This is a genomic window from Dolichospermum sp. UHCC 0259 (genome assembly GCF_009711935.1).
In the GTDB taxonomy this organism is placed as follows: domain Bacteria; phylum Cyanobacteriota; class Cyanobacteriia; order Cyanobacteriales; family Nostocaceae; genus Dolichospermum.
Genome location: NZ_VIKX01000234.1, coordinates 23549 through 43568 on the forward strand (window position 1 = coordinate 23549; position 20020 = coordinate 43568).

The 20020-nt window shown below is 36.8% G+C and carries 17 protein-coding genes, 1 tRNA gene, 1 pseudogene and 1 CRISPR repeat array; of the genes and pseudogenes, 15 read left to right on the forward strand and 4 right to left on the reverse strand.

Annotated elements, in window-relative coordinates; translation table 11 throughout:
• The first annotated feature begins 224 nt into the window (after positions 1-224).
• A complete protein-coding gene (locus tag FJR05_RS20005; RefSeq protein ID WP_168645748.1) occupies positions 225-1241 on the forward strand; it encodes a TOBE-like domain-containing protein in 1017 nt (338 codons plus the stop codon).
• Positions 1242-1299: 58 nt separating this feature from the next.
• On the opposite strand, the gene FJR05_RS20010 is transcribed toward FJR05_RS20005, so the two are convergent.
• Together FJR05_RS20010 and FJR05_RS20015 are read right to left on the reverse strand one after the other, a co-directional pair.
• The gene (locus FJR05_RS20010; protein WP_168645749.1) at positions 1300-2295 is read right to left on the reverse strand and encodes a protochlorophyllide reductase; all 996 of its coding nucleotides are present in this window, start codon (positions 2293-2295) and stop codon (positions 1300-1302) included.
• 102 nt (positions 2296-2397) lie between these two features.
• A pseudogene (locus tag FJR05_RS20015) lies at positions 2398-2511 on the reverse strand (AAA-like domain-containing protein); the annotation flags it as partial.
• A gap of 151 nt (positions 2512-2662) precedes the next feature.
• Between FJR05_RS20015 and FJR05_RS20020 the strand changes: the two are divergent.
• Both FJR05_RS20020 and FJR05_RS20025 read left to right on the forward strand, forming a co-directional pair.
• Positions 2663-3517, forward strand: coding sequence for an Rpn family recombination-promoting nuclease/putative transposase (locus tag FJR05_RS20020; protein ID WP_168645750.1), 855 nt, complete (start codon positions 2663-2665; stop codon positions 3515-3517).
• Positions 3518-3724: 207 nt separating this feature from the next.
• Entirely contained in the window at positions 3725-4054 is a 330-nt protein-coding gene (locus FJR05_RS20025) for a XisI protein (RefSeq protein ID WP_168645751.1), read from the forward strand.
• A gap of 38 nt (positions 4055-4092) precedes the next feature.
• Positions 4093-5002: a CRISPR direct-repeat array (repeat unit 37 nt; unit sequence GTTTCAGTCCCCTTGCGGGGATTATGCAAATTGAAAC).
• Between the two features lie 282 nt (positions 5003-5284).
• Here the strand turns inward: FJR05_RS20025 and FJR05_RS20030 are convergent.
• Positions 5285-6613, reverse strand: coding sequence for a TIGR03985 family CRISPR-associated protein (locus tag FJR05_RS20030; protein ID WP_168645752.1), 1329 nt, complete (start codon positions 6611-6613; stop codon positions 5285-5287).
• Positions 6614-6830: 217 nt separating this feature from the next.
• Here FJR05_RS20030 and FJR05_RS20035 point away from each other — a divergent pair, with 217 nt between their 5' ends.
• From FJR05_RS20035 to FJR05_RS20090, 12 genes are all read left to right on the forward strand, one after another.
• On the forward strand, positions 6831-7136 hold the full coding sequence (locus FJR05_RS20035; RefSeq protein ID WP_168645753.1) for a CRISPR-associated protein Csx3: 306 nt from the start codon (positions 6831-6833) through the stop codon (positions 7134-7136).
• 23 nt (positions 7137-7159) lie between these two features.
• Positions 7160-7735 carry a hypothetical protein gene (locus FJR05_RS20040; protein ID WP_168645754.1) on the forward strand — a complete coding sequence of 192 codons (576 nt, stop codon included), beginning with the start codon at positions 7160-7162 and terminating at the stop codon, positions 7733-7735.
• Positions 7736-7752: 17 nt separating this feature from the next.
• Entirely contained in the window at positions 7753-10047 is a 2295-nt protein-coding gene (gene cas10, locus FJR05_RS20045) for a type III-A CRISPR-associated protein Cas10/Csm1 (RefSeq protein ID WP_168645755.1), read from the forward strand.
• Between the two features lie 2 nt (positions 10048-10049).
• Positions 10050-10604 (forward strand): type III-A CRISPR-associated protein Csm2, encoded by a 555-nt coding sequence (gene csm2 / locus FJR05_RS20050; protein WP_168645756.1) that lies wholly within the window; start codon positions 10050-10052, stop codon positions 10602-10604.
• A 13-nt stretch (positions 10605-10617) separates the two neighbouring features.
• Complete coding sequence (gene csm3 / locus FJR05_RS20055; protein ID WP_168645757.1) at positions 10618-11586, forward strand: type III-A CRISPR-associated RAMP protein Csm3; 969 nt, start codon at positions 10618-10620, stop codon at positions 11584-11586.
• 2 nt (positions 11587-11588) lie between these two features.
• On the forward strand, positions 11589-12617 hold the full coding sequence (gene csm4 / locus FJR05_RS20060; RefSeq protein WP_168645758.1) for a type III-A CRISPR-associated RAMP protein Csm4: 1029 nt from the start codon (positions 11589-11591) through the stop codon (positions 12615-12617).
• Between the two features lie 177 nt (positions 12618-12794).
• Positions 12795-14081 (forward strand): type III-A CRISPR-associated RAMP protein Csm5, encoded by a 1287-nt coding sequence (gene csm5, locus FJR05_RS20065; RefSeq protein ID WP_168645759.1) that lies wholly within the window; start codon positions 12795-12797, stop codon positions 14079-14081.
• Positions 14082-14089: 8 nt separating this feature from the next.
• Positions 14090-14857 carry a CRISPR system precrRNA processing endoribonuclease RAMP protein Cas6 gene (cas6, locus tag FJR05_RS20070; RefSeq protein ID WP_168645760.1) on the forward strand — a complete coding sequence of 256 codons (768 nt, stop codon included), beginning with the start codon at positions 14090-14092 and terminating at the stop codon, positions 14855-14857.
• Positions 14858-14900: 43 nt separating this feature from the next.
• Positions 14901-16172, forward strand: a complete 1272-nt coding sequence (csx2, locus tag FJR05_RS20075; protein WP_168645761.1) for a TIGR02221 family CRISPR-associated protein — start codon at positions 14901-14903, stop codon at positions 16170-16172.
• A 137-nt stretch (positions 16173-16309) separates the two neighbouring features.
• A complete protein-coding gene (locus FJR05_RS20080; RefSeq protein WP_168645762.1) occupies positions 16310-17227 on the forward strand; it encodes a hypothetical protein in 918 nt (305 codons plus the stop codon).
• A 147-nt stretch (positions 17228-17374) separates the two neighbouring features.
• Positions 17375-18550, forward strand: a complete 1176-nt coding sequence (gene cas6, locus FJR05_RS20085; RefSeq protein ID WP_168645778.1) for a CRISPR-associated endoribonuclease Cas6 — start codon at positions 17375-17377, stop codon at positions 18548-18550.
• 189 nt (positions 18551-18739) lie between these two features.
• Positions 18740-19762, forward strand: a complete 1023-nt coding sequence (locus FJR05_RS20090) for a tRNA-dihydrouridine synthase (protein ID WP_168645763.1) — start codon at positions 18740-18742, stop codon at positions 19760-19762.
• Between the two features lie 38 nt (positions 19763-19800).
• On the opposite strand, the gene FJR05_RS20095 is transcribed toward FJR05_RS20090, so the two are convergent.
• A tRNA-Arg gene (locus tag FJR05_RS20095) sits at positions 19801-19874 on the reverse strand.
• Positions 19875-20020: the final 146 nt, after the last annotated feature.

Below are 20020 nucleotides of genomic sequence, written 5' to 3' on the forward strand. Positions count from 1 at the left end.
TTTAATGATACAACAATATCCAAGTCGGTTAACATATCAATTGACGGTCAAAATCTTGCAACCAAAAGGGTTTTCTCCTAACTTCTGACTCCTGACTCCTGACTCCTGACTCCTGACTCCTGACTTCTGACTCCTGCTATACAACTGCCAAGATTTATGATATAAATATAAAGTACGGTATTCCTAGTCAAAAGCCGTAGATTATTTGCAGAGGTGTAGCACCAGTGGGCATAGTAGTTGAAAACGTCTCTAAACAATTTGGTAGTTTCCAAGCCGTTGAACAGGTAAACCTGGAAATTCAAAGTGGTTCGCTGGTGGCTTTACTCGGTCCATCGGGATCTGGTAAGTCTACCTTATTGCGGTTAATCTCTGGTTTAGAAATGCCAGATACAGGTAAAATCATTTTAACAGGCAAAGATGCCACCTTTCAAAGTGTCCAAGAAAGAAATATTGGCTTTGTGTTTCAGCACTATGCCCTATTTAAACATTTAACAGTCCGTAAAAATATCGCCTTTGGTTTGGAAATTCGCAAAGCCCCCAAAAAGAAAATCGAGGGAAAAGTAGAACAGTTACTAGAACTAGTACAATTAAGTGGATTAGGCGATCGCTATCCTTCCCAACTTTCCGGCGGACAAAGACAACGGGTAGCCCTAGCTAGAGCCTTAGCTGTAGAACCCAATGTCCTCTTATTAGATGAACCATTTGGAGCGCTTGATGCCAAAGTTCGTAAAGACTTACGAGCCTGGTTACGTCGTCTCCATGACGAGGTTCATGTTACTACAGTTTTCGTCACCCATGACCAAGAAGAAGCAATGGAAGTTGCCGATGAAATTGTCGTCATGAATAAAGGCAAAGTAGAACAGGTAGGAACACCAGCACAAATTTATGATCATCCCGCATCTGCATTTGTGATGAGTTTTATTGGTCCTGTGAACGTATTACCCAGTTCTGCGAAAATCTTCCAAAGTAGTGGTTTTGAATCAACAAACCCCGAAACATTCTTGCGTCCCCAAGATATCATCATTGAAACAGTTGGTAATGGCACAACAGCACAAGCTACAGTCAGCAGAATCATTCATTTAGGGTGGGAAATTCAAGTTGAATTAACCTTAGATGATGGACAAACGATGACAGCCCATTTAACACGGGAACGGTTCGATGAATTAAAATTAGAACCACAAGAAAAGGTTTATGTTAAACCAAAAGACGCGAAATCTTTTCCTCTTTATTATTCAATTTAGGGAACAGGGAACAGGGGAAAAATTTCCCCCTTACCAATGACAACTGACCACTGACTAATTAAATTAGAGATTTTGCTTTTTCAGATTCCTTTCCTAATCCTACCAACTGATAGCTAAGATCCCACATCCGCTTACCTTTTTCATCATCTCTTGCTTGGGGAGAAACTTTTTGCACAAAAGAAGTTCTGCCTTCTTTTTGACGATTTCCCCAACTCCAATAAATACCAGATTGTTTGTATTCAGAATCAGCAACCACCATTGCCACCCGCTCTCCTGATAATTCCTCAGTCACAAATCCTCCAGTAATATACTTTTGGAAAAGAGGGAAAATCTTCTGGAACAAAGGATAGTGATTGCGGAATAAAGCCGTAGTTGCCACACAACCAGGATAGAGAGAACTGAAAGTAATTCCAGTAGATTCATGAAACCGGTTATGTAGTTCGCGCATTGTCAGAACATTACACACCTTACTATCTTTATAGGCTTTGACTGGTTCAAATTCCTTACCGTTAATCATGCAAATTGGATTTTGGAAACCTGCCGCAAAACCTTCAAAATTACCCAAATCTGGACGAGGAGGAATTTTTCCACCCAATTCATCTGGGTTGTGGGTAACAGTTCCCAAAATTACCAATCTTTTATCAGCCGCAGGTGACTTTTGCAAATCTGCCAACATCAAATTACAGAGGAGAAAATGTCCCAAGTGATTTGTGGTAACGGTTAATTCATATCCTTCGGGAGAAAATAAAGGTTCTTTAATTAAAGGCATATAAATGGCAGCGTTGCAAACCAAAGCTTCTACGGTTCTGCCAGTAGCTCGGAAATTATTTACAAATTGTCGAACGCTTTCTAAAGAGCCTAAATCAATTTGCATGAGTGTGTAGCTATTTGCTGGGATTCCTACACTTTGAGCAGCTTTTTCGGCTTTGATTAAATCCCGACAAGCCATGATAACGTGCCAGTTTCCTTTGTCTACGAGAGCTTTTGCTGCTTGCAAACCAACTCCCGAAGAAGCACCTGTAATAATTGCTGTTGACTTACGATTTTGTTCCATTTGTTCAGACTCCTTTGATGATAGGTTGATTACAAAACAGTCTACTATGATCTCATGATCTCATGGTTTTAAAGGTTTGTGAGATTGAAATTCTTAATGCACCAAATCCTTTTTAGTTAATTCTGGCAATTCTATGGGTAATCCTACATTAAAAGGAGACTGATTAATATTGAGACGGATATAAACATCAGTAGAATGAGCGATCGCTTTCATGAGGGATAATTGAGGGGTGTAGGCATATCCCGTTGTAGATATCGCTGACAAAATAAATATGGGCTACACTAGTGATAGGAAAATTCCCAAACAGTCAGGTATTGCTGTTACTGATCAAATGAATACTTAAATAATCCTCTATTTCGATATATCAGTGAAACGTGACTCCATTTATTACCAAATTTTCAAGCGATTTCCGGCGTTAATATTTGAACTCGTTGATCATCGCCCCGAACAGGCGCACAACTATCAGTTTGAGTCAGTTGAAGTGAAAGAAACCGCCTTTAGGATTGATGGGGTATTTTTACCACCAGAAGGCGCAAAACCGAGAGTTATATTTTTTGCTGAAGTTCAATTTCAGAAAGACGAAGCTCTCTATCATCGGTTTTTTACTGAGTCGCTGACGTATTTGTACCGGAATCAGTCTCAATATGATGACTGGTACTGTGTGATAATTTTTCCATCACGCAGTTTGTCACCAAAGGATACAATAACTCATCGAATGTTTTTGAACAGCGACCAAGTGCAGTGTATTTATCTGGATGAGTTAGGAAGTTTCAATACTCTACCAATAGGTATTAATTTAATGCAGTTGACGATCGCCTCAGAAAAAGTCATGGCAGAGCAAGCGCGTCTACTAATTCAACGGGTACAATTAGAATCAACTGGCTCACTGCCGAAAAACGAAATCATAGATATTATCACCACGATCGCTGTTTACAAGTTTTCATCTTTGAGTAGAGAGGAAGTAGAAGCTATGCTGGGATTGACTTTAGAAGAAACAAGGGTTTACCAAGAAGCGAAAGCTGAGGGTCGAGAACAAGGTCGAGAACAAGGTCGAGAGCAAGGTCGAGAACAAGGTCGAGAAGAACGGGAAGCTGAAATGTTGAAAGTTACTGTCCCTCTGTTACTAAAAACAGGAATGAGTGTAGAAGAGATTGCTCAAAAACTCAATGTTAACGTAGAATCTGTCAGGCTCTCCGCACAGGAGAACACGGACAATTCGTAGAAAACTACTAAGATTTTGGTATTTTAGCTGATTGAAAAAAGCAGCTTTATCGGAATTGCGATCGCAAAACACCCAGCTTAGGCGATCGCTTTTCTGATTTGTGGCAGGCGATCGCCTTATGGTATAAGTGGTGGAAAGATAAACTGAATATTATGTATGCCAGCTAAAATTACTAGTTTTTAACCCATATCAAGAGGAAATTGTTATATGGAGAGACTAAATTATCCAGAAATAGTCCAAAAAATTCTGGAAGGTCATGCAAAAAATCGCTCGAATATTCAAACAGAAGTCAAACTGGTATTTGATACGGATCGCAATCATTATCAAGTTCTTAACATTGGTTGGCAAGAGCTAACGCGAATATTTGGTTGTATTATTTACATAGAAATTAAAGATGGCAAAATTTGGATTGAACGCGATGGAACAGAAATCGGCATAGCCAATGAATTGGTAAAAGCGGGAGTTCCTAAACAAGATATAGTTTTGGGTTTTAAAGCCCCATACAAACGGCAATTTACCGAATTTGCTGCTAGTTGAAGCATATCGAAATTACGGCAAAATACGGTAATTAGGTTGTTTCAGTCCCCTTGCGGGGATTATGCAAATTGAAACCAAGATTATGGAAAAAATCCATAAAATTGGCGGTAAAGTTTCAGTCCCCTTGCGGGGATTATGCAAATTGAAACATGCCAGGAATACCAGGGATACCAGGAATACCAGGAAGTTTCAGTCCCCTTGCGGGGATTATGCAAATTGAAACATGATACTTGTAATCATCATCCTTGCCCTAATTGCTTGTTTCAGTCCCCTTGCGGGGATTATGCAAATTGAAACTTGATTTTAATTCGTCAACGGTTACAGATCCGGGTTGTTTCAGTCCCCTTGCGGGGATTATGCAAATTGAAACATTGAAGAAACAATCGAGGAGAAATGCGAAGTTGGTTTCAGTCCCCTTGCGGGGATTATGCAAATTGAAACTAGAAATGAAATAGATATAGGCGAAAATAAAGCTGGTTTCAGTCCCCTTGCGGGGATTATGCAAATTGAAACTTGATAGATGCGGCTGTTTGGGACGGAACAGCAAAGGTTTCAGTCCCCTTGCGGGGATTATGCAAATTGAAACCTAAGTTTATGGGGTGGAAACCCATCAAGCAGTATGAGTTTCAGTCCCCTTGCGGGGATTATGCAAATTGAAACTCAACCTTAGATACAACAAAGATGCTGCAAAGTTTCAGTTTCAGTCCCCTTGCGGGGATTATGCAAATTGAAACCCGTGCCTTTGGGAAATAAATTATGAGGAAATTACAGAGTTTCAGTCCCCTTGCGGGGATTATGCAAATTGAAACTTTGGTTATGCCCTGCTTTACCCGTTCTGCGGTGTTTCAGTCCCCTTGCGGGGATTATGCAAATTGAAACTATGGTGGCATCTACCCCAAAAGCAATTTCTGGTTTCAGTCCCCTTGCGGGGATTATGCAAATTGAAACCCCGACCTCTGAAACCCAGTCTAAGAGCAGACCGTAGGAGGGATTTTGGCGGACCTCCGAAAAAACCTCATTACAGGCTTCGGGAGTGATGCCAACTGAAACTAACAAAACGCTGAAAGTATTTAGTTGTCAAGGTTCTGGCGATTTGGCGGACCCCCAGGGTTTTTGACCCCGCTTTGGATTGCCAAATTTATCTTGATCTAAGAGTAAAATTTAACAGATTACTTGTCAAGATTTACCGTATTACAAATAGTAAAGCATGAGATTGACAAAATTAGTCAATTATGTTTGATAAAGTCCGACTTCCTTGGTAATATCAGCCGCAACTTTCTGTCTTAAATCATAAGGTAACAGAATTTCTACCCTTGGTCGCCAAGCTCTTAACCGCATAGTTACATTATGATCACCATGTCGGTATTGAAGACTGTAATAAGCATCTTTTGGAGAACGATTGGCGATAACTTTTAATAATTCTGCCTTTTCTTCTGAATTAACTACAGAACTTTGAATCAAACTTTGCGCTTTTTGATAACTAATTGATTTGAAAGTTGGATGACGTGATGTATCTTTAATGTAGCGATCATGATAATCTCGTTCAAATCGTAGCAACATTAATCGAGATTCTAAATAGAAATCAAATCCCAGGGCTTTATCCATTTGTAATTCTATTTCTTCGGGATTTGGTAAATTTCTCTGGTAATATCGCTGCTGTAAATTTTGAGGAATGGCAGAATTTGTCCATGTAATTGGTGTAATATTTTCGATTCTATCTACACGGAAGTTATACCAATCTGTTTTTCGATCAGGACTTTCTCCAAATGCACATAAATAGACAGCACGTTGTACGTAATAAATGCAAACAGGATAAACCAAACATTCTATAGTATTTCCTAGTCTAGCACTGTGATAAATTAACTGAATAGGTGGAACTGGGGTTTTTTCCCAGATTTTTCGGAGTTCATACTGCCAATTGTCAACTTCATCTACGGCAGTTACTACATAATCTAGTTTGAAAAAGAATCGCTGGATACCACCAATTTCTTGAGACATATTCTCGGCGATTTCGGCTAAATCTTCTTGATTTAAGAAGTTTAATTCATGATTGTTGGTTTTGGTGGTAATGGGACGAGATGGTAAATATTGGACTCGATGATATTTATGTTCTCGAATTTCTAACCAACCTAATTCTTCTAAGATTTGTAAATCTGCTTGTAAGGAACGACGAGTTACACAAAATAATCGTTTTTGCAGGATTTCATCTAAGTTGGAAATATGAATATGAGATAATAGAGACTGCTGCCATGTTTTTTGATTTAATCCGGTTTTGGGATTAAATAACCAGTCAGCGGTAGTTTTTGCGCAGTTACATTTAGGGTCATGAAATTGAGGAATTGTTTCTCCTTTGGGGTGAGTGGAAATAAAGAAGGCGTTTTTCCAATCTGCTAGGGTAAAACCATCTGCTAAAAATACATGATTTTGACTTTCTCCATATAAGGAATGTAACCACACCCACAACCGAATGGCACGGAGGAGGTTTTGTTTGAGAGAACCGCGTGCTAACCATTGCAACAGTTCTACTTGGGGAATATCAGAAAAAATTTGCTCAGACACTTGTACTAAACACGGCTAGGAAATGGACTTTGACAAGATTAGGAAAATCTTAGGTGTGTATGGGGTTTAGCACTGCTAAACCCCTACCTATAGAATCAAATGATTAGGTCATTTTGAGCATATCTAGGATTTGGGGATAATTTCAGCATAGACTAATCTGGAATAGGCTGCTTCCAATGCCATGTATGATGTGATTGTTGGTGAATCAGTAAAAGTAATGACTACTTACAACATTGAGTTAAAAGACGATATTTTGCGGGTGAGTTTTGGTACACCTGCTCAAAATGACCAGATTGTGAAGGATGCTGCTACACGGTTGGAGGAAATGACGCGGTTGGGGGAAATTACTGGAGGACAACTGCTGAGGATTAATGGTCCGATTTCTATTCCTGTGGCTTTTGTGTTGGCACATAAGTTAGCACATATTTATGGAGCAGTTGGTTTTTTTGATCCGAAACTAGGTAAATACGTGATTTGCATCACACACAACCCAGCATATAAACTGGGAGACTTGATTGATTAAAGCCTAGAGATAGGAAAGCAACAATGTCTGAAACGGTAAAAGTTGTCTTATGTGGTCCGCCACAGTCGGGTAAATCTTGTCTGCGAGAAGGTTTAAAAAAAGCTATTCGTTGTATTCCTGGCGCACCATATCCCTTTGCTGTTACTGTTAATCCTGATGGGGAGGGAAGTTGGTTTGCAGAAACGGCAAAACGAGATTTAATGGCGGCAACACAGTACAAGAATGCCTATAAGACTGCGTTTACACCGGAGTTTGCTATGTCTAGATCAGAATGGGTAAAAAATTGTCGTGAACCTTTGGCGATTTTTGATGTGGGGGGAAAAATTAGTTCAGCAAATAGGTTGATTATGCAATATGCCACTCATGGGGTGATTTTAGCTGGAGATAAGTCAAAAATACCTGCTTGGCAAGAGTTTTGTACAGATTTACGGCTGGAGACTATTGCCATTATACATAGTGATTTGCATGAAGTGTGCGATCGCATTGATTCGGAATCACCTATTTTGACAGGGACTATTCACCGTTTACAGCGTGGTGAGGATGTTTCTAGTCGTCCGATGATTCAAGCTTTAGCGCGGGTTTTGGTGGGGTTAGTTTGAAGTTGTAGGGAGTTTTTATGGTGACAAGTTCTCAAGTTGCATTACAGGTTTTTCAACAGGCGATCGCTATTCTAGCAAAATGGGCTAATTTTGATCATCCAATTCTGGATAATGAATATTCAGAAGTAAAAAAAGCTAAAGAAATATTAAATTGGACAGAAAATACCAAAATTGGAACATTGCGGTTATTGTTTGATAATGTGAATTTATCTGATGAACCTAAAAACGAATCATCAAAAATTCACTACCACGAATTACGAGCAATTGATCATGATGATCAAGAATATCCTGATATTCCTTATCCATTGAATTGTGAACCCAACAAAAAAGCACAAGAAGATTTCAAAGCTGAGATTAAAAAAGAACTTTCAAAATATCTCAAAGATAATTTAGAAAATCTTTCTTTATTGATGTTGATATTAGAAAAATTTGGCTCATGTCTCAGCTTTGGTGAATCTAATGTAGCCTTGGTAGATATAGCAAGAACTACAGCGGCAGTTGCAACAGCTTTGATTAACAATCCTGCTGAGAAAATTAGTTTAATTGCTGGTGATTTATCAGGGATTCAAAAATTCATTTATACCATATCTTCTGATGGAGCATTAAAATCATTAAGAGCGAGGAGTTTTTATTTAGAGTTAGTTACAGAAGAAGTAGTACAACAACTTTTAGAAGAATTACAACTGCCTCGTACTAATGTCATTTATGCAGGTGGTGGTAATTTATATATTTTGGCATCTGGAAAACCAGAAGTTAAAAGTATCATTGAAAAAGTTCGCCACCAATTTAATGAATGGTTTTTGGATGAATTTCAAGGTAAAGTGTTTCTGGCTTTAGATTGTTTATGTTTTCCTAAAGATGATCTTAAACCAGAAGCCAAAACGGAAGATAAAACCTCTAAATTTGCAGAACATTGGTCACAAGCGACCAAAAATTTAGCTAAACATAAATCTCAAAAATTTTGCACTCAAATTAGTGATTTTATCAAACCCCGTTATAGCCATCAACCTTGTCGTGTATGTTATCGTGACGATGTAGAATCAGATAAGTTAAAGCCTCTGAATGATAATGAAGCAGATTCAGTTTTAGCTTGTCAAACTTGCCGAAGTATGTTTGATTTAGGAAGTGAGTTATTTAAAGTTAATGCTATTGTCAGATCAAAACAGAAGAAAATAGCAAAATCATTACATACCCTGAATTTTAAACTTCCATCAGGAAATATTTATTACCATTTATTTGAATACTGGAAACAAATAGATCCTACCCCTGATACAGTTTTATTAGTCAATGATTGGACATTAGAACATTACCAATTCAAACATTTTAATAATGTTTATCCCTTGCTATTAGGTAACTATGGAAAGCAAGGAGAATTAGGCTTTATGCGGGCTGGAGAAATGGCAGAAAAAGCCCAAGGAATTAAAAGAGTTGCATCACTAAGAATGGATGTAGATAGATTAGGACAAATATTTGCTAAAGGATTAGGTGAAAATCAAACACTACCTAGATTAGCCGGACTTTCCAGGCAAATGAGCTATTTTTTTAAGGTTTATCTTAATAGTTTGGCAAAGAAAAGAATCGGAAATATTCCTGATAATTTCAAACGATTATTGCCAAAAAATGAGGAATATAATATACTATTCATATATGCAGGGGGTGATGATTTATTTATTAGTGGTGCATGGAATGAAGCAGTAAATTTTGCCTTTGATATTTATCAATGTTTTCGAGCCTATACAGGATACAATCCAGATATTACTCTATCAGGTGGAATCAGCATTGATGGTGCTAAATTCCCTCTTTATCAAGCAGCAAAATCTTCTGGTCATGCTGAAGATGCAGCCAAAGAAAATGGTAGAAATAGTTTAGGTTTATTTGGTGAAGTTTTCAAATGGAGTGAGTGGTTAGGAACTTTAGAAAACCTGAAAGAATCTAGCGAATTTGATAAAATAAATCAAAAATATTCTCAACGAGAAATTAAGCCAAAATTATTAGGTATTATCCCATTTGTGGAGATATTATCCCCGGAAAATATTGAAGCTAATTATTCTCGTAATTTTGTCCGTAATTTGTTGATAACTGCACAAATTCAAGAACAGGCTTTAGAAAAGTTTAAGGAAGATAAACAATCAGAGGAGGCTTTAGCAACTCGCTATTATTTACATTTACCAAAAGTAGCTTATATTTTGGCGAGATTACCCAATCATATTCTACAAAATGAAGACTTTCGGACTTCTTTAAAAAGTCCCTATAATGCGCCCTATTTTCGCGCTATTGCTACCTGGATTGAATTATTAAATCGTGGATCATAATTATGAATAATCCGAATAAACCACAACCTCCTACTAGAAATCAGGGACAAATTGTTAACCAATCAAATCACACATCTCAATCTAATTCCCGTAATAATCGGGAAAATACAACTAATATTGTGCAAGAGATTAAGGATTCTATTCAAGAAAGTAATTATCTGAAAGATTATCCTATTCGCACTTTAGTTAAACAAGCTGAACTCTTAGGATATCATCTGAAAGCAGAAAAATTGGAAACTAATCAAATCCGTAAATTTCTGGATGCTATCAACCAAATTAAATATATTTTGGCATTAGATGATGATGAAAGAATCAAAAATGCTAAAACTGAAGAAGAAAAAGAAAAGTTAAAGTTTAGCAAAATTGAAACAGAAATTGTTTTATTAAAGCCAAAATTAGCCTATGCAGCAGCTAGACAGAAAGCAGTTAAGCCTTTAAATGAGGTGATGTCATTTGCTATTGATAGAGTAAAAACTACTCAAGATTTTTACCGTCTTGTTCAGTTTATAGAATCAATAATTGCATATCACAAAGAAGCAGATAGTAGTAGAAGATAATTAGGAGATAATCATGACAGTATCTTATGCACAAACTCCCTTGTTAGGAAAAATTACTCTCACTTGTCAATTAACCGCAAAAACAGGTTTACATATTGGTGGTGGTGGTGAAAATTTAGATATTGGTGGATTGGATAAACCAGTAATTAGAGATCCTTTAACTAAATATCCATATTTACCTGGATCATCAATTAAAGGTAAATTGAGAGCGACATTAGAAAGGTTATTAAATAAGCCATTAAATCGTCGTGGTAGTAGTGAAACTTTGCGTTATGAAAGTGATGATTTAGCTGATGGTTTTACCGAAATAGGAGGTCATTTTATCCGTTATGAAGGTGCGAGAACTTGCCAAATAAGTCGCTTATTTGGTTCTACTGGAGGATCTCAATTTTGGATAGAAGTAGAAACCGCTAAAAAAGAAGGTTTATTTGATAAGGAAAGTTCTACAAAAATCATTGATGGTATAAACTGCGTCAAAGTTAATAGGGGAAGAAATGCAACAAGTCGTTTAATTATTAGAGATAGTCATTTACATCCAGATTCCGCAACGCAATTAAAACAAGTTGACACTGGTTTGTATATGACAGAATGGAAATTTGAAAATAATATTGATAGGGTGACAGCAGCAGCAAATCCTCGACAATTAGAACGAGTTCCCGCAGGTTCAAAATTTAATTTTGAGTTAGTTTACACCGTAGAAAATGCAGAACAAGTGATTGAAGATTTGCAAAATATAGCGATCGCACTTGCTTTCCTAGAAGATGATGCACTAGGTGGAAATGGTTCAAGAGGATATGGAAAAGTCATATTTGAAAACTTCCTTTTTACCTATCGGAGTTTAGAACACTATCGTCAAATCACCAATGCAACACCAGGGAGTTCCGCTATACAATCCTTAGATCCTATTGCTAATACCCAAGCACTTTTAGATAACTTCAGAAATTTGCGTGAGTACATCCAGCGATTATTACCAGGGAATTAATCATGAGTGTTTGGAAATTAGTTAAACTCAATTTTGGCAATAATCCAGCGCATTTTGGGGAGGTAGGAATAGGAATGGAAGAAACGAGCGATCGCATCCGTTCTGATACTCTATTCAGTGCTTGGGTCACTAACTATGCGCGATTGTTTGGGAAAGATGCAGTAGAAGAATTATTACAGCTATTTCCCACAGAAAAAACTCCTGAACTAATACCGCCATTTCGCATTAGTTCCACCTTTATTTATCGAGAAGTAGGAAAAGAAACCGTTTATTATCTTCCTCGTCCTCTCAAATTTCCCATCAACTATCCAGAAGATGATTTAGCCTTTTTCAAAACTTATAAAAAGCTGAATTATTTACCTTTAGAAATTTGGCAAAAATGGTATCAAGGAAAAGGATTTGATCAAAATGCTGATACTAAAGAATTGATAACCCATACCAAAATAGGTGAATCTACCGGAGATTTAAACACAGGAGGAACATTCGATTATAAAAAAGCCTGTAAAATTCATCAACTTCCAAAAATAGGAATTGATAGAGTTACCACAGCTACCAACCTTTATCATACAGGCTTTGTTCACTTTGCTAGTGGTAATAACTCCGCAGGGTTATATTTTCTTATCGAAATTTCTCCAGAAGGTGAAAAATTAGCCGATAAATTACAAGCAGCTTTACATCTTTTAGGAGAAGAAGGAATAGGAGGAGAACGTTCTAGTGGTGCGGGAAGATTTGAAATAAAATGGCTAGATTTATTAGATTTACCGGAAATTTGGGACGAAGTTATTAATTATAAACATGGTAAAGTTCACACTTTGATTAGCTTATTTTGGGATTCTTCTATATCACCGGACTTTCTTGAAAATTCCAGTTATGAAATCCAAGAAAGAGGAGGTTGGATAGTAGAAAGTCAAACACGACGAAAAATGGTAAGAATGTTTAGCGAAGGTTCTATTTTTACCTCCTCACTTTCAGGAAAATTAGTCAATGTAACACCAGAACAATTTACAAAACATCAAATTTACCGTAAGTAGGTGAACAAAATAAAAATGAGGGGTATTGCGTTTTATAAAATGGCTGAAACTCAATCAGAATATCGCATTGAGACAACTTTACATACCGTTACATACCTTTAAATTTTCCTGTTGACCTACTTAGTGGTATTAGTTTAACTCTACCAATTAACACTAAAAAGGAAGAGGGAAAAGAAGATGACAATTGTTGATGAATTAGCATTAAAAAAACCAGACTTTTATGAAACCAGAAAAATACAGTTAACCAGTCCCATTTTACATATTGGTTCATCTGTATCTAGGTTGAATCCCTTTGAATATGTGCAAACAGCGAAAAAAGTCTATCTTCCTAATCAAGAAGCATTATCCAAAGCATTATTAAAAAAAGGAGGAAGTTTTCTCAATGACTATATTCAAGCAATTGAGAACAATCAAAATATCACTAAACTATTAGAACAAGCATTTGGTAATGAATGGTGGAAAGCTAAAGACACCAATAAAAATCCCATTTTTCCTGAAAATTTGATTAGTCAAAAACTAGCGGAACGAGTTACAGATTTACGTCCAATGATTCGTAATGGTATGGGATATTTATTCATCCCTGGTTCATCTATTAAAGGAGCAATAAAAACCGCGATACTTTATCATTTATTAAAACATCCAGATAAATATAAAATTCCTCAAACTAGCAGGGTTAGTGAAATTGAAAAACAACTCAAACAAAGATTAGGAGAATTAAGTAGTAGACGTAATCAGACATTTGCTGATGATAAACTTATGAATAGTTTATTTTCTGACTTTTCCTTAATTTATCAAGGTCAAACATTTTCTGGTACAAGTCAGAACACGGACATTTTACGCTGTTTAAAAGTTAGTGATTCAGAATCATTAATTAAAACAGAAGTTTCTGGAAAAACAGGTAAACCAATTCCGATAAACTTACCAGTAGTGGTAGAAGTGATAGTTTCTAGTAGATTTGATGATTATCGAGCAAAATACAAAGCTCCTCTTTATGTGGAAATGGTAAGGAATGTGAAAACAGAATTTACTATCACATTAGACAAAGAAATGCTTTCTTGGTTTAAACATAAGCAAGGAATGAAATTACCATTTAACAACATTGATGAATTATTACAAATATGCCAAGAATTTGCTCAAGAACAATGGGATTATGAACATGATTATTGGAGTGCAATAGAAAATAATCCTAACGCATCTGGTAGAAACTTAGATTTTAGTAATATTGGTGATTTTTACGAACCAGAAAAATGTCCTTATGGAATGCGATTAGGTTGGGGTAGTGGGATGACAGGAACAACAATAGGATTATGTTTTGATGATGAACTGAGAGAAAATATTCGTGATATTTGTGGTTTAAAAGCACCTGGTTTTGAAGCACCAAAATCTCGCAGAACTATTATGGGTTCTGATGGTGAGATTAAGTTTGTACCAGGGTGGGTTAGGTTTAAAATAAATAATAATTGATAATCAAAATGCTAATCAATTCTACATTCACCTTAACCGTTCCCACATCAACAATTTTACCCCGTCCTTATGGGTTGGAACTTATTAAACAACTACATCAAAAACTCAACTTAGAAATGGGAAATGAAATAATCCCCTCAGTCTCTTACTCAGGAATAACAGGTTATTACATTTCATCCAGAGATTTTCTCACCTTTCATCCAGAAGAATTTTACCAATTATCTTTATCTGGATTAAATGAAATATCAGCTAAAGCTATTGATTATCTTGAATTGGGAGATTCATTAGAATTTCTGGGAGCAAAATTTAATATTATTAATCGAGAAGATGAAATTACCAGTTATGAAGAACTCTATACAACATTAGTAGGAAATGAACCCGAACCTGTCAGAAATCATGAATTACAGTTTATCACTCCCACCGCTTTTTCTCAAGCCGGCTCAAATTTACCTCTACCTGTTCCTACATTAATGTTCCGCAGTTGGTTGGAACGCTGGAATAATTTTGCACCTGTTTATTTAGGAGGTGATGAATTAATTACTTATTTGAATAATGCAGTATTGCTTAAACATCACAAAATTCAAACCCGCAGTTATCAATTACATAAAGGTTATGTAAATGGATTTATTGGTGATGTCAAGTTACAAGTTTTTCAACGTGCTGATCCTTTATTAGCAAATGTGGCTAATTTATTAGTTCAATATGCTCGGTTTGCTGGTACAGGAATTAAGACACGGTTGGGAATGGGACAGACAATAGTTAAAGAATCTGATTGATAACTAAAAACACTTATTTTGAGATAAAAGGAGTTTAATCAATATGGCTAAAATATTAATTTCTTCTATCGGAGTTGGTGGCAGATTTAAAAATCAACATATTTCTGACAGAGAGTATCAAGATGCTTGTTACAAAATTGGTGATACTCTATATCCTCAAAGTAGATTTATAGCTTCTGTACTTTATGAGCATTTTCAGTTAGATGGTATTATCTTTATAGGTACAGTGAGATCAATGTGGGAAGAAGTATATCGTTTTTTCTGTGAAACGAATAGTGTACATAAGGATGATGAATATTGGCTAGATTTAGCCTGTAAAATTGATAGTCTCAAACATGATAGTGAGTTAGATTCTATAGATTTATCACCTATAGAAAAAGTTTTGGGAGAGCGTTCTAAATGTATTTTAATAAAATACGGACTTGATCAAGATGAACTATGGGAAAATTTTGACAGAATTTTTCAAATTGTTGAAATGCTTCAACCAGGAGATGAAATATATATTGATATCACTCATTCTTTTCGTTCACTGTCACTGTTTTTATTTTTGACTATTACCTTTATCAGAGATTTAGCAAGCGAGAAACAGATAAAAATTGCTGGAGTTTATTATGGAATGCTGGATGTCAGTAGAGAATTAAACTATACTCCAGTAGTTGACCTAAAGCCACTATTTGATATGACTTCCTGGATTAAAGGTGCATACAGTTTACAAAGCTATGGTGATGGATACTTAATTGCTGAATTACTTAAATCCCAAAATGAAAGTCAATTAGCCAATCAGATAGAGCAACTATCACAATCACTTAACATTAACTCTGTTAATGACATTAAACAAAAGAGTTCTACATTAAGAAATTCATTACAAACACAAATTGCAAAAACTCCTTTTAAGTATATCAAAAATATTTTAGAAAATTTTGTTAAAAAGTTTTCCCGTTCTTCAGTAAATGAATCTGAATACCAGTTAGAATTAGCAGGATGGTATTTTGATAATCACAGATATTCTACAGGTTATATCACACTAGCTGAATCTATAATTACTTATCTTTGCGAAATGAAAGGTAAAAATATAAGGTCTGAAACAGATCGTGGAAAAATGAAAGATTACTTACATGAACCACAAAATAAAAGTAGCGATTTAGCCAGACTTTATTTTGATGTTAATCCAATACGTAAGAGTATTGCTCATGCTTTGCTAGATATAAGAAGCAGCAATGAGAGAGGTAGTTTATCTAATGCAATAAATAACGCTAAAAACTATCAACAAACAGCTAGACAAATCTTTAAAACAGGTACGTTAAATCAGGCTTAATATAAAGCTACTGACTACAATTATTTTCAAGGTATTCTCATTGATCAAGCTGTTTTATTTAACCCAAATAGCGAACTGATAAATCAGCGCTTGCGCGATACCTGTAGCTTGCCCTCTCCGTACCCTTAATCAAAACAATGACTCGTTTTATTCATGACCAATTTACCAAACAATATCTGACAGAATTATTCACACCCTATGGTCAAGTAGATACAAGCAAAGATATTACCTCAGAAGTTAGGCAAATAGATGTATTATTTACACCAGCATCACCATCTCCAGATAATATAGAAACCCTGGGAATGCTGGGAAAAATGGGGATATATGCAACTTCTGCGATATTTGAACCATTCCGCAATGCTGTCAGCAAAAGTGAAATTCGCAGTTGTATGGGTAAATTATTCGACATCCACGCAGACCTAGAGCGGCAATCAAAACGCAATAATACGCGAATAAATGAAACCCAACTACCTTATTTATGGATACTGACTCCCACTGCATCACCAGACATCTTAGAAAGTTTTAATGTAACTGTAGATGAGAAAAATTGGGGTCAAGGAGTTTATTTTCTCGGAAAAGGTTTAAAAACCGTAATTGTTACCATCCATCAACTACCCAATACAGCAGAAACCCTGTTTTTAAGGGTATTAGGTAGAGGAAAAGTGCAAAGACAAGCAGTAGAAGAATTAGAAAAACTTTCTAAAAATAGTTCATTCTTGAACAAGACTATACAATTAGTATATGAACTAATTGCGGTCTTATCTGCACGTCAATCAAAAGAACAAGATATTGATCAAGATGATCAGGAGTTGATTATGAAATTATCGGAAATATATCAACAACAATTAGAAGAAATTAAACAAGAAGGACAACAAGAAGGTGTAGTAAGAGAACGTCGTGCCATGATTGAAAGTATTTTGCAAGTCCGCTTTGGAGAAGTTGATCAACAATTAGCCACAATTGTTGATCAATTAGCTGCTATGTCTAGAGAAGAATTTACTCCTATACTTTTGCAGTTATCTCGTGAAGAATTATTAGCAAGATTTACTAAATAGTTATTCACAAATAAGAAACGAGGTGCGATGACTACAATTACTTGAAGTATCGCACTTCCAAACCCATAGAAAACGTATCTAATCCCCGCAAGGGGACGGAAATAGAGTAAAATATTCACTATTAACATATTACAGTATTAAATGAAAATGCCCAAGTCAGCTACATCCAGCAACCGTAAAACCCCATCAAAAACCACCTCCTTAGCATGGGCAGATGATACCGAATTAGTTAGCTTAGTCCTTGACTTAGAAGCAACCAATTCCACCAACCTCTACTCACAATATACCATTGGACTTCATGCTTGGTTTCTAGACCAAGTGCGACAAATTAACCCAACACTTTCAGCCTATTTACATGATAGTGAGTCAGAAAAACCTTTTAGCATTTCTGCACTAGAAGGTCAATTATTTCCCACAGGAAAACAACTACAACTACAAGCAAATCAGATATATCGTTGGCAGATTAACGCCATTTCTCAACCAGTAGTCAAGTTTTTGAGTGAGTGGTTAATACAACCGCCAACGACTTTAAAATTAAGAGATGCCGTCTTACAAATAAAACAGATAAGTATTATTCATCCACCGACTACTTACAAACACCTATTACAATCATCTACAACAAATCATAAAAATATTAATCTGAGTTTTCTTTCTCCTACCAGTTTCCGTCGTAAAGGACATCACTTTCCCCTACCCGTTCCTGTTAATCTTTTCCATAGTTACCTCAGACGTTGGAACGACTTTTCAGGAATGTCCATAGAACAAGAAGCTTTTCTAGAATGGATAGATGAAAATGTCATCATTCACAAATATCGCTTAGAATCAGTCAAAGTTGCAGCAGGTAAACGGGGTTCTGTCACTGGTTTTACAGGGGCAATTTCCTTGGGTTTGAGTCAAAGTGCTTTAACTAATATCGAATTTACTCAGTTATTTTATGCTTTAGTGCAACTTGCTCCCTACTGTGGAACTGGACACAAAACTACTTTTGGACTCGGACAAACCTGTTTAAATTGGGTAGAACCGGAATTAAACACACCTGTTGAAATTGTTAATAGCCAATTACCAAAGCGTATTGAAGAATTAACAGCAATGTTCACAGCCCAACGGAAACGCATAGGAGGAGAACGCACGGAAAAAATCGCTACAACTTGGGCAACAATTTTAGCCCGAAGAGAGATGGGGGAATCACTACAGGCAATATCTGAAGATTTAGAAATGCCTTATACCACAGTCAAAACCTATGTCAAATTAGCTCGGAAGATGCTTATACAGCAGGAGTCAGGAGTCAGGAGTCAGGAGTCAGGAGTCGGGAGTCAGGAGTAAAATTGGCTTGCTATGCGGCTTTGAACTTAGATTCTGTACCTCATTTAATCTGCAATCTGCTGTATCTTTAATTGACAGGCGAAAATTGAGAGTATCTAGGTCAAAACCTGACTCCGTAAGGATTTTGTTATCATTAATTCTCAATTACCATTAAAACAACTCCAGAGCTTTTGAACGCTTTTCACTTTTATGTCCCAGGTATCGCTCCCCCAATCGCTTCAGAAAGACTTACCACTTACCGCTCTTGCACCTATGCAGGATGTGACCAATCTCTGGTTCATGAAAGTCATCGCCCACTACGGTAGCCCTGACTACTTCTTTACTGAGTATTTCCGCGTTAATGATACCTCACGACTCAATCGGAAAATCCTAGCAGCAATTACCGAAAATGATACGGGTCGCCCGGTTTTTGCTCAAATGATTGGCGAAAGTATTCCCGATTTAGCCAGAACGGCAAAGGAACTCTGCGACTATAATATCGCTGGAGTAGACTTGAATATGGGCTGTCCTGCGCCGAGAATCTATCGCAAAAATGTTGGGGGTGGATTGCTGCGAGAACCGGAAAAAGTCGCGCGGATTTTAGGAGAACTGCGTTCTGTGGTGAATGATAGACCGTTAACGGTAAAGATGCGCGTAGGCTTTGAAAATACGGATAACTTTTATAAAATCCTAGATATAATTGCTGATAACAATATTGATTTATTGAGTTTGCATGGTCGCACGGTGAAAGATATGTATCACGGGGAAGTTAAATATGATTTGATTGCGGAAGCGGTGAAACGGGTTAACTGTCCAGTGCTGGCTAATGGCAATATCAAGTCGGCGACAACTGCCTTGGAAGTGCTTTCGCAAACGGGGGCTGCGGGGGTGATGGTGGGACGGTGGGCAATTGGCAATCCTTGGCTGTTTAATCAAATTCGTCAGGCTTTACGGGGAGAAGAAATCACGCTAGTGCCGTTAGCGGAGGTACGCCATTATATCGATCGCTTATGGCAAACCCCTACAGCTTCCACTATGCCAGAACGAGCGCGGATTGGCTACCTAAAAATGTTTCTGAACTACATTGCTTTGAATATTGACACTGACGGTCATTTCCTGCGGCTGATGCGACATACCTCTACAGAGATAGAATTATTTAACCTCTGCGATCGCTTTCTCCTGACAGATTTAACCAAAACTTTAGCCCTCACACCATCAACTATTCTCGTCTAAATCTAGCTGACTGGCGGACAAGCAATATATCTAACAAATGGGTACGGCTGGACTCGAACCAGCGACCGTCCGCTTAGAAGGCGGATGCTCTATCCAACTGAGCTACGTACCCGTGAAGCCTTTATTATTATATCTAAAATTGTCTAAATAGGCAAGAGTAAATTAAAAATTTCCTAATTTCAGTAATAAACTGCAAGTGATTGAGCAGTCGGGGTAGAATAAGAAACAAAATAGATACGATATTCAGATATATTGTGA

Coding starts and splice junctions, on each gene's coding strand:
- csm5 (WP_168645759.1), top strand. CDS start 12,795: ATGACAATTGTTGATGAATTAGCATTAAAAAAACCAGACTTTTATGAA.
- csx2 (WP_168645761.1), top strand. CDS start 14,901: ATGGCTAAAATATTAATTTCTTCTATCGGAGTTGGTGGCAGATTTAAA.
- FJR05_RS20090 (WP_168645763.1), top strand. CDS start 18,740: ATGTCCCAGGTATCGCTCCCCCAATCGCTTCAGAAAGACTTACCACTT.
- csm3 (WP_168645757.1), top strand. CDS start 10,618: ATGACAGTATCTTATGCACAAACTCCCTTGTTAGGAAAAATTACTCTC.
- cas6 (WP_168645760.1), top strand. CDS start 14,090: ATGCTAATCAATTCTACATTCACCTTAACCGTTCCCACATCAACAATT.
- FJR05_RS20040 (WP_168645754.1), top strand. CDS start 7,160: ATGTCTGAAACGGTAAAAGTTGTCTTATGTGGTCCGCCACAGTCGGGT.
- FJR05_RS20035 (WP_168645753.1), top strand. CDS start 6,831: ATGACTACTTACAACATTGAGTTAAAAGACGATATTTTGCGGGTGAGT.
- cas6 (WP_168645778.1), top strand. CDS start 17,375: ATGCCCAAGTCAGCTACATCCAGCAACCGTAAAACCCCATCAAAAACC.
- FJR05_RS20025 (WP_168645751.1), top strand. CDS start 3,725: ATGGAGAGACTAAATTATCCAGAAATAGTCCAAAAAATTCTGGAAGGT.
- csm4 (WP_168645758.1), top strand. CDS start 11,589: ATGAGTGTTTGGAAATTAGTTAAACTCAATTTTGGCAATAATCCAGCG.
- FJR05_RS20080 (WP_168645762.1), top strand. CDS start 16,310: ATGACTCGTTTTATTCATGACCAATTTACCAAACAATATCTGACAGAA.
- FJR05_RS20010 (WP_168645749.1), bottom strand. CDS start 2,295: ATGGAACAAAATCGTAAGTCAACAGCAATTATTACAGGTGCTTCTTCG.
- cas10 (WP_168645755.1), top strand. CDS start 7,753: ATGGTGACAAGTTCTCAAGTTGCATTACAGGTTTTTCAACAGGCGATC.
- csm2 (WP_168645756.1), top strand. CDS start 10,050: ATGAATAATCCGAATAAACCACAACCTCCTACTAGAAATCAGGGACAA.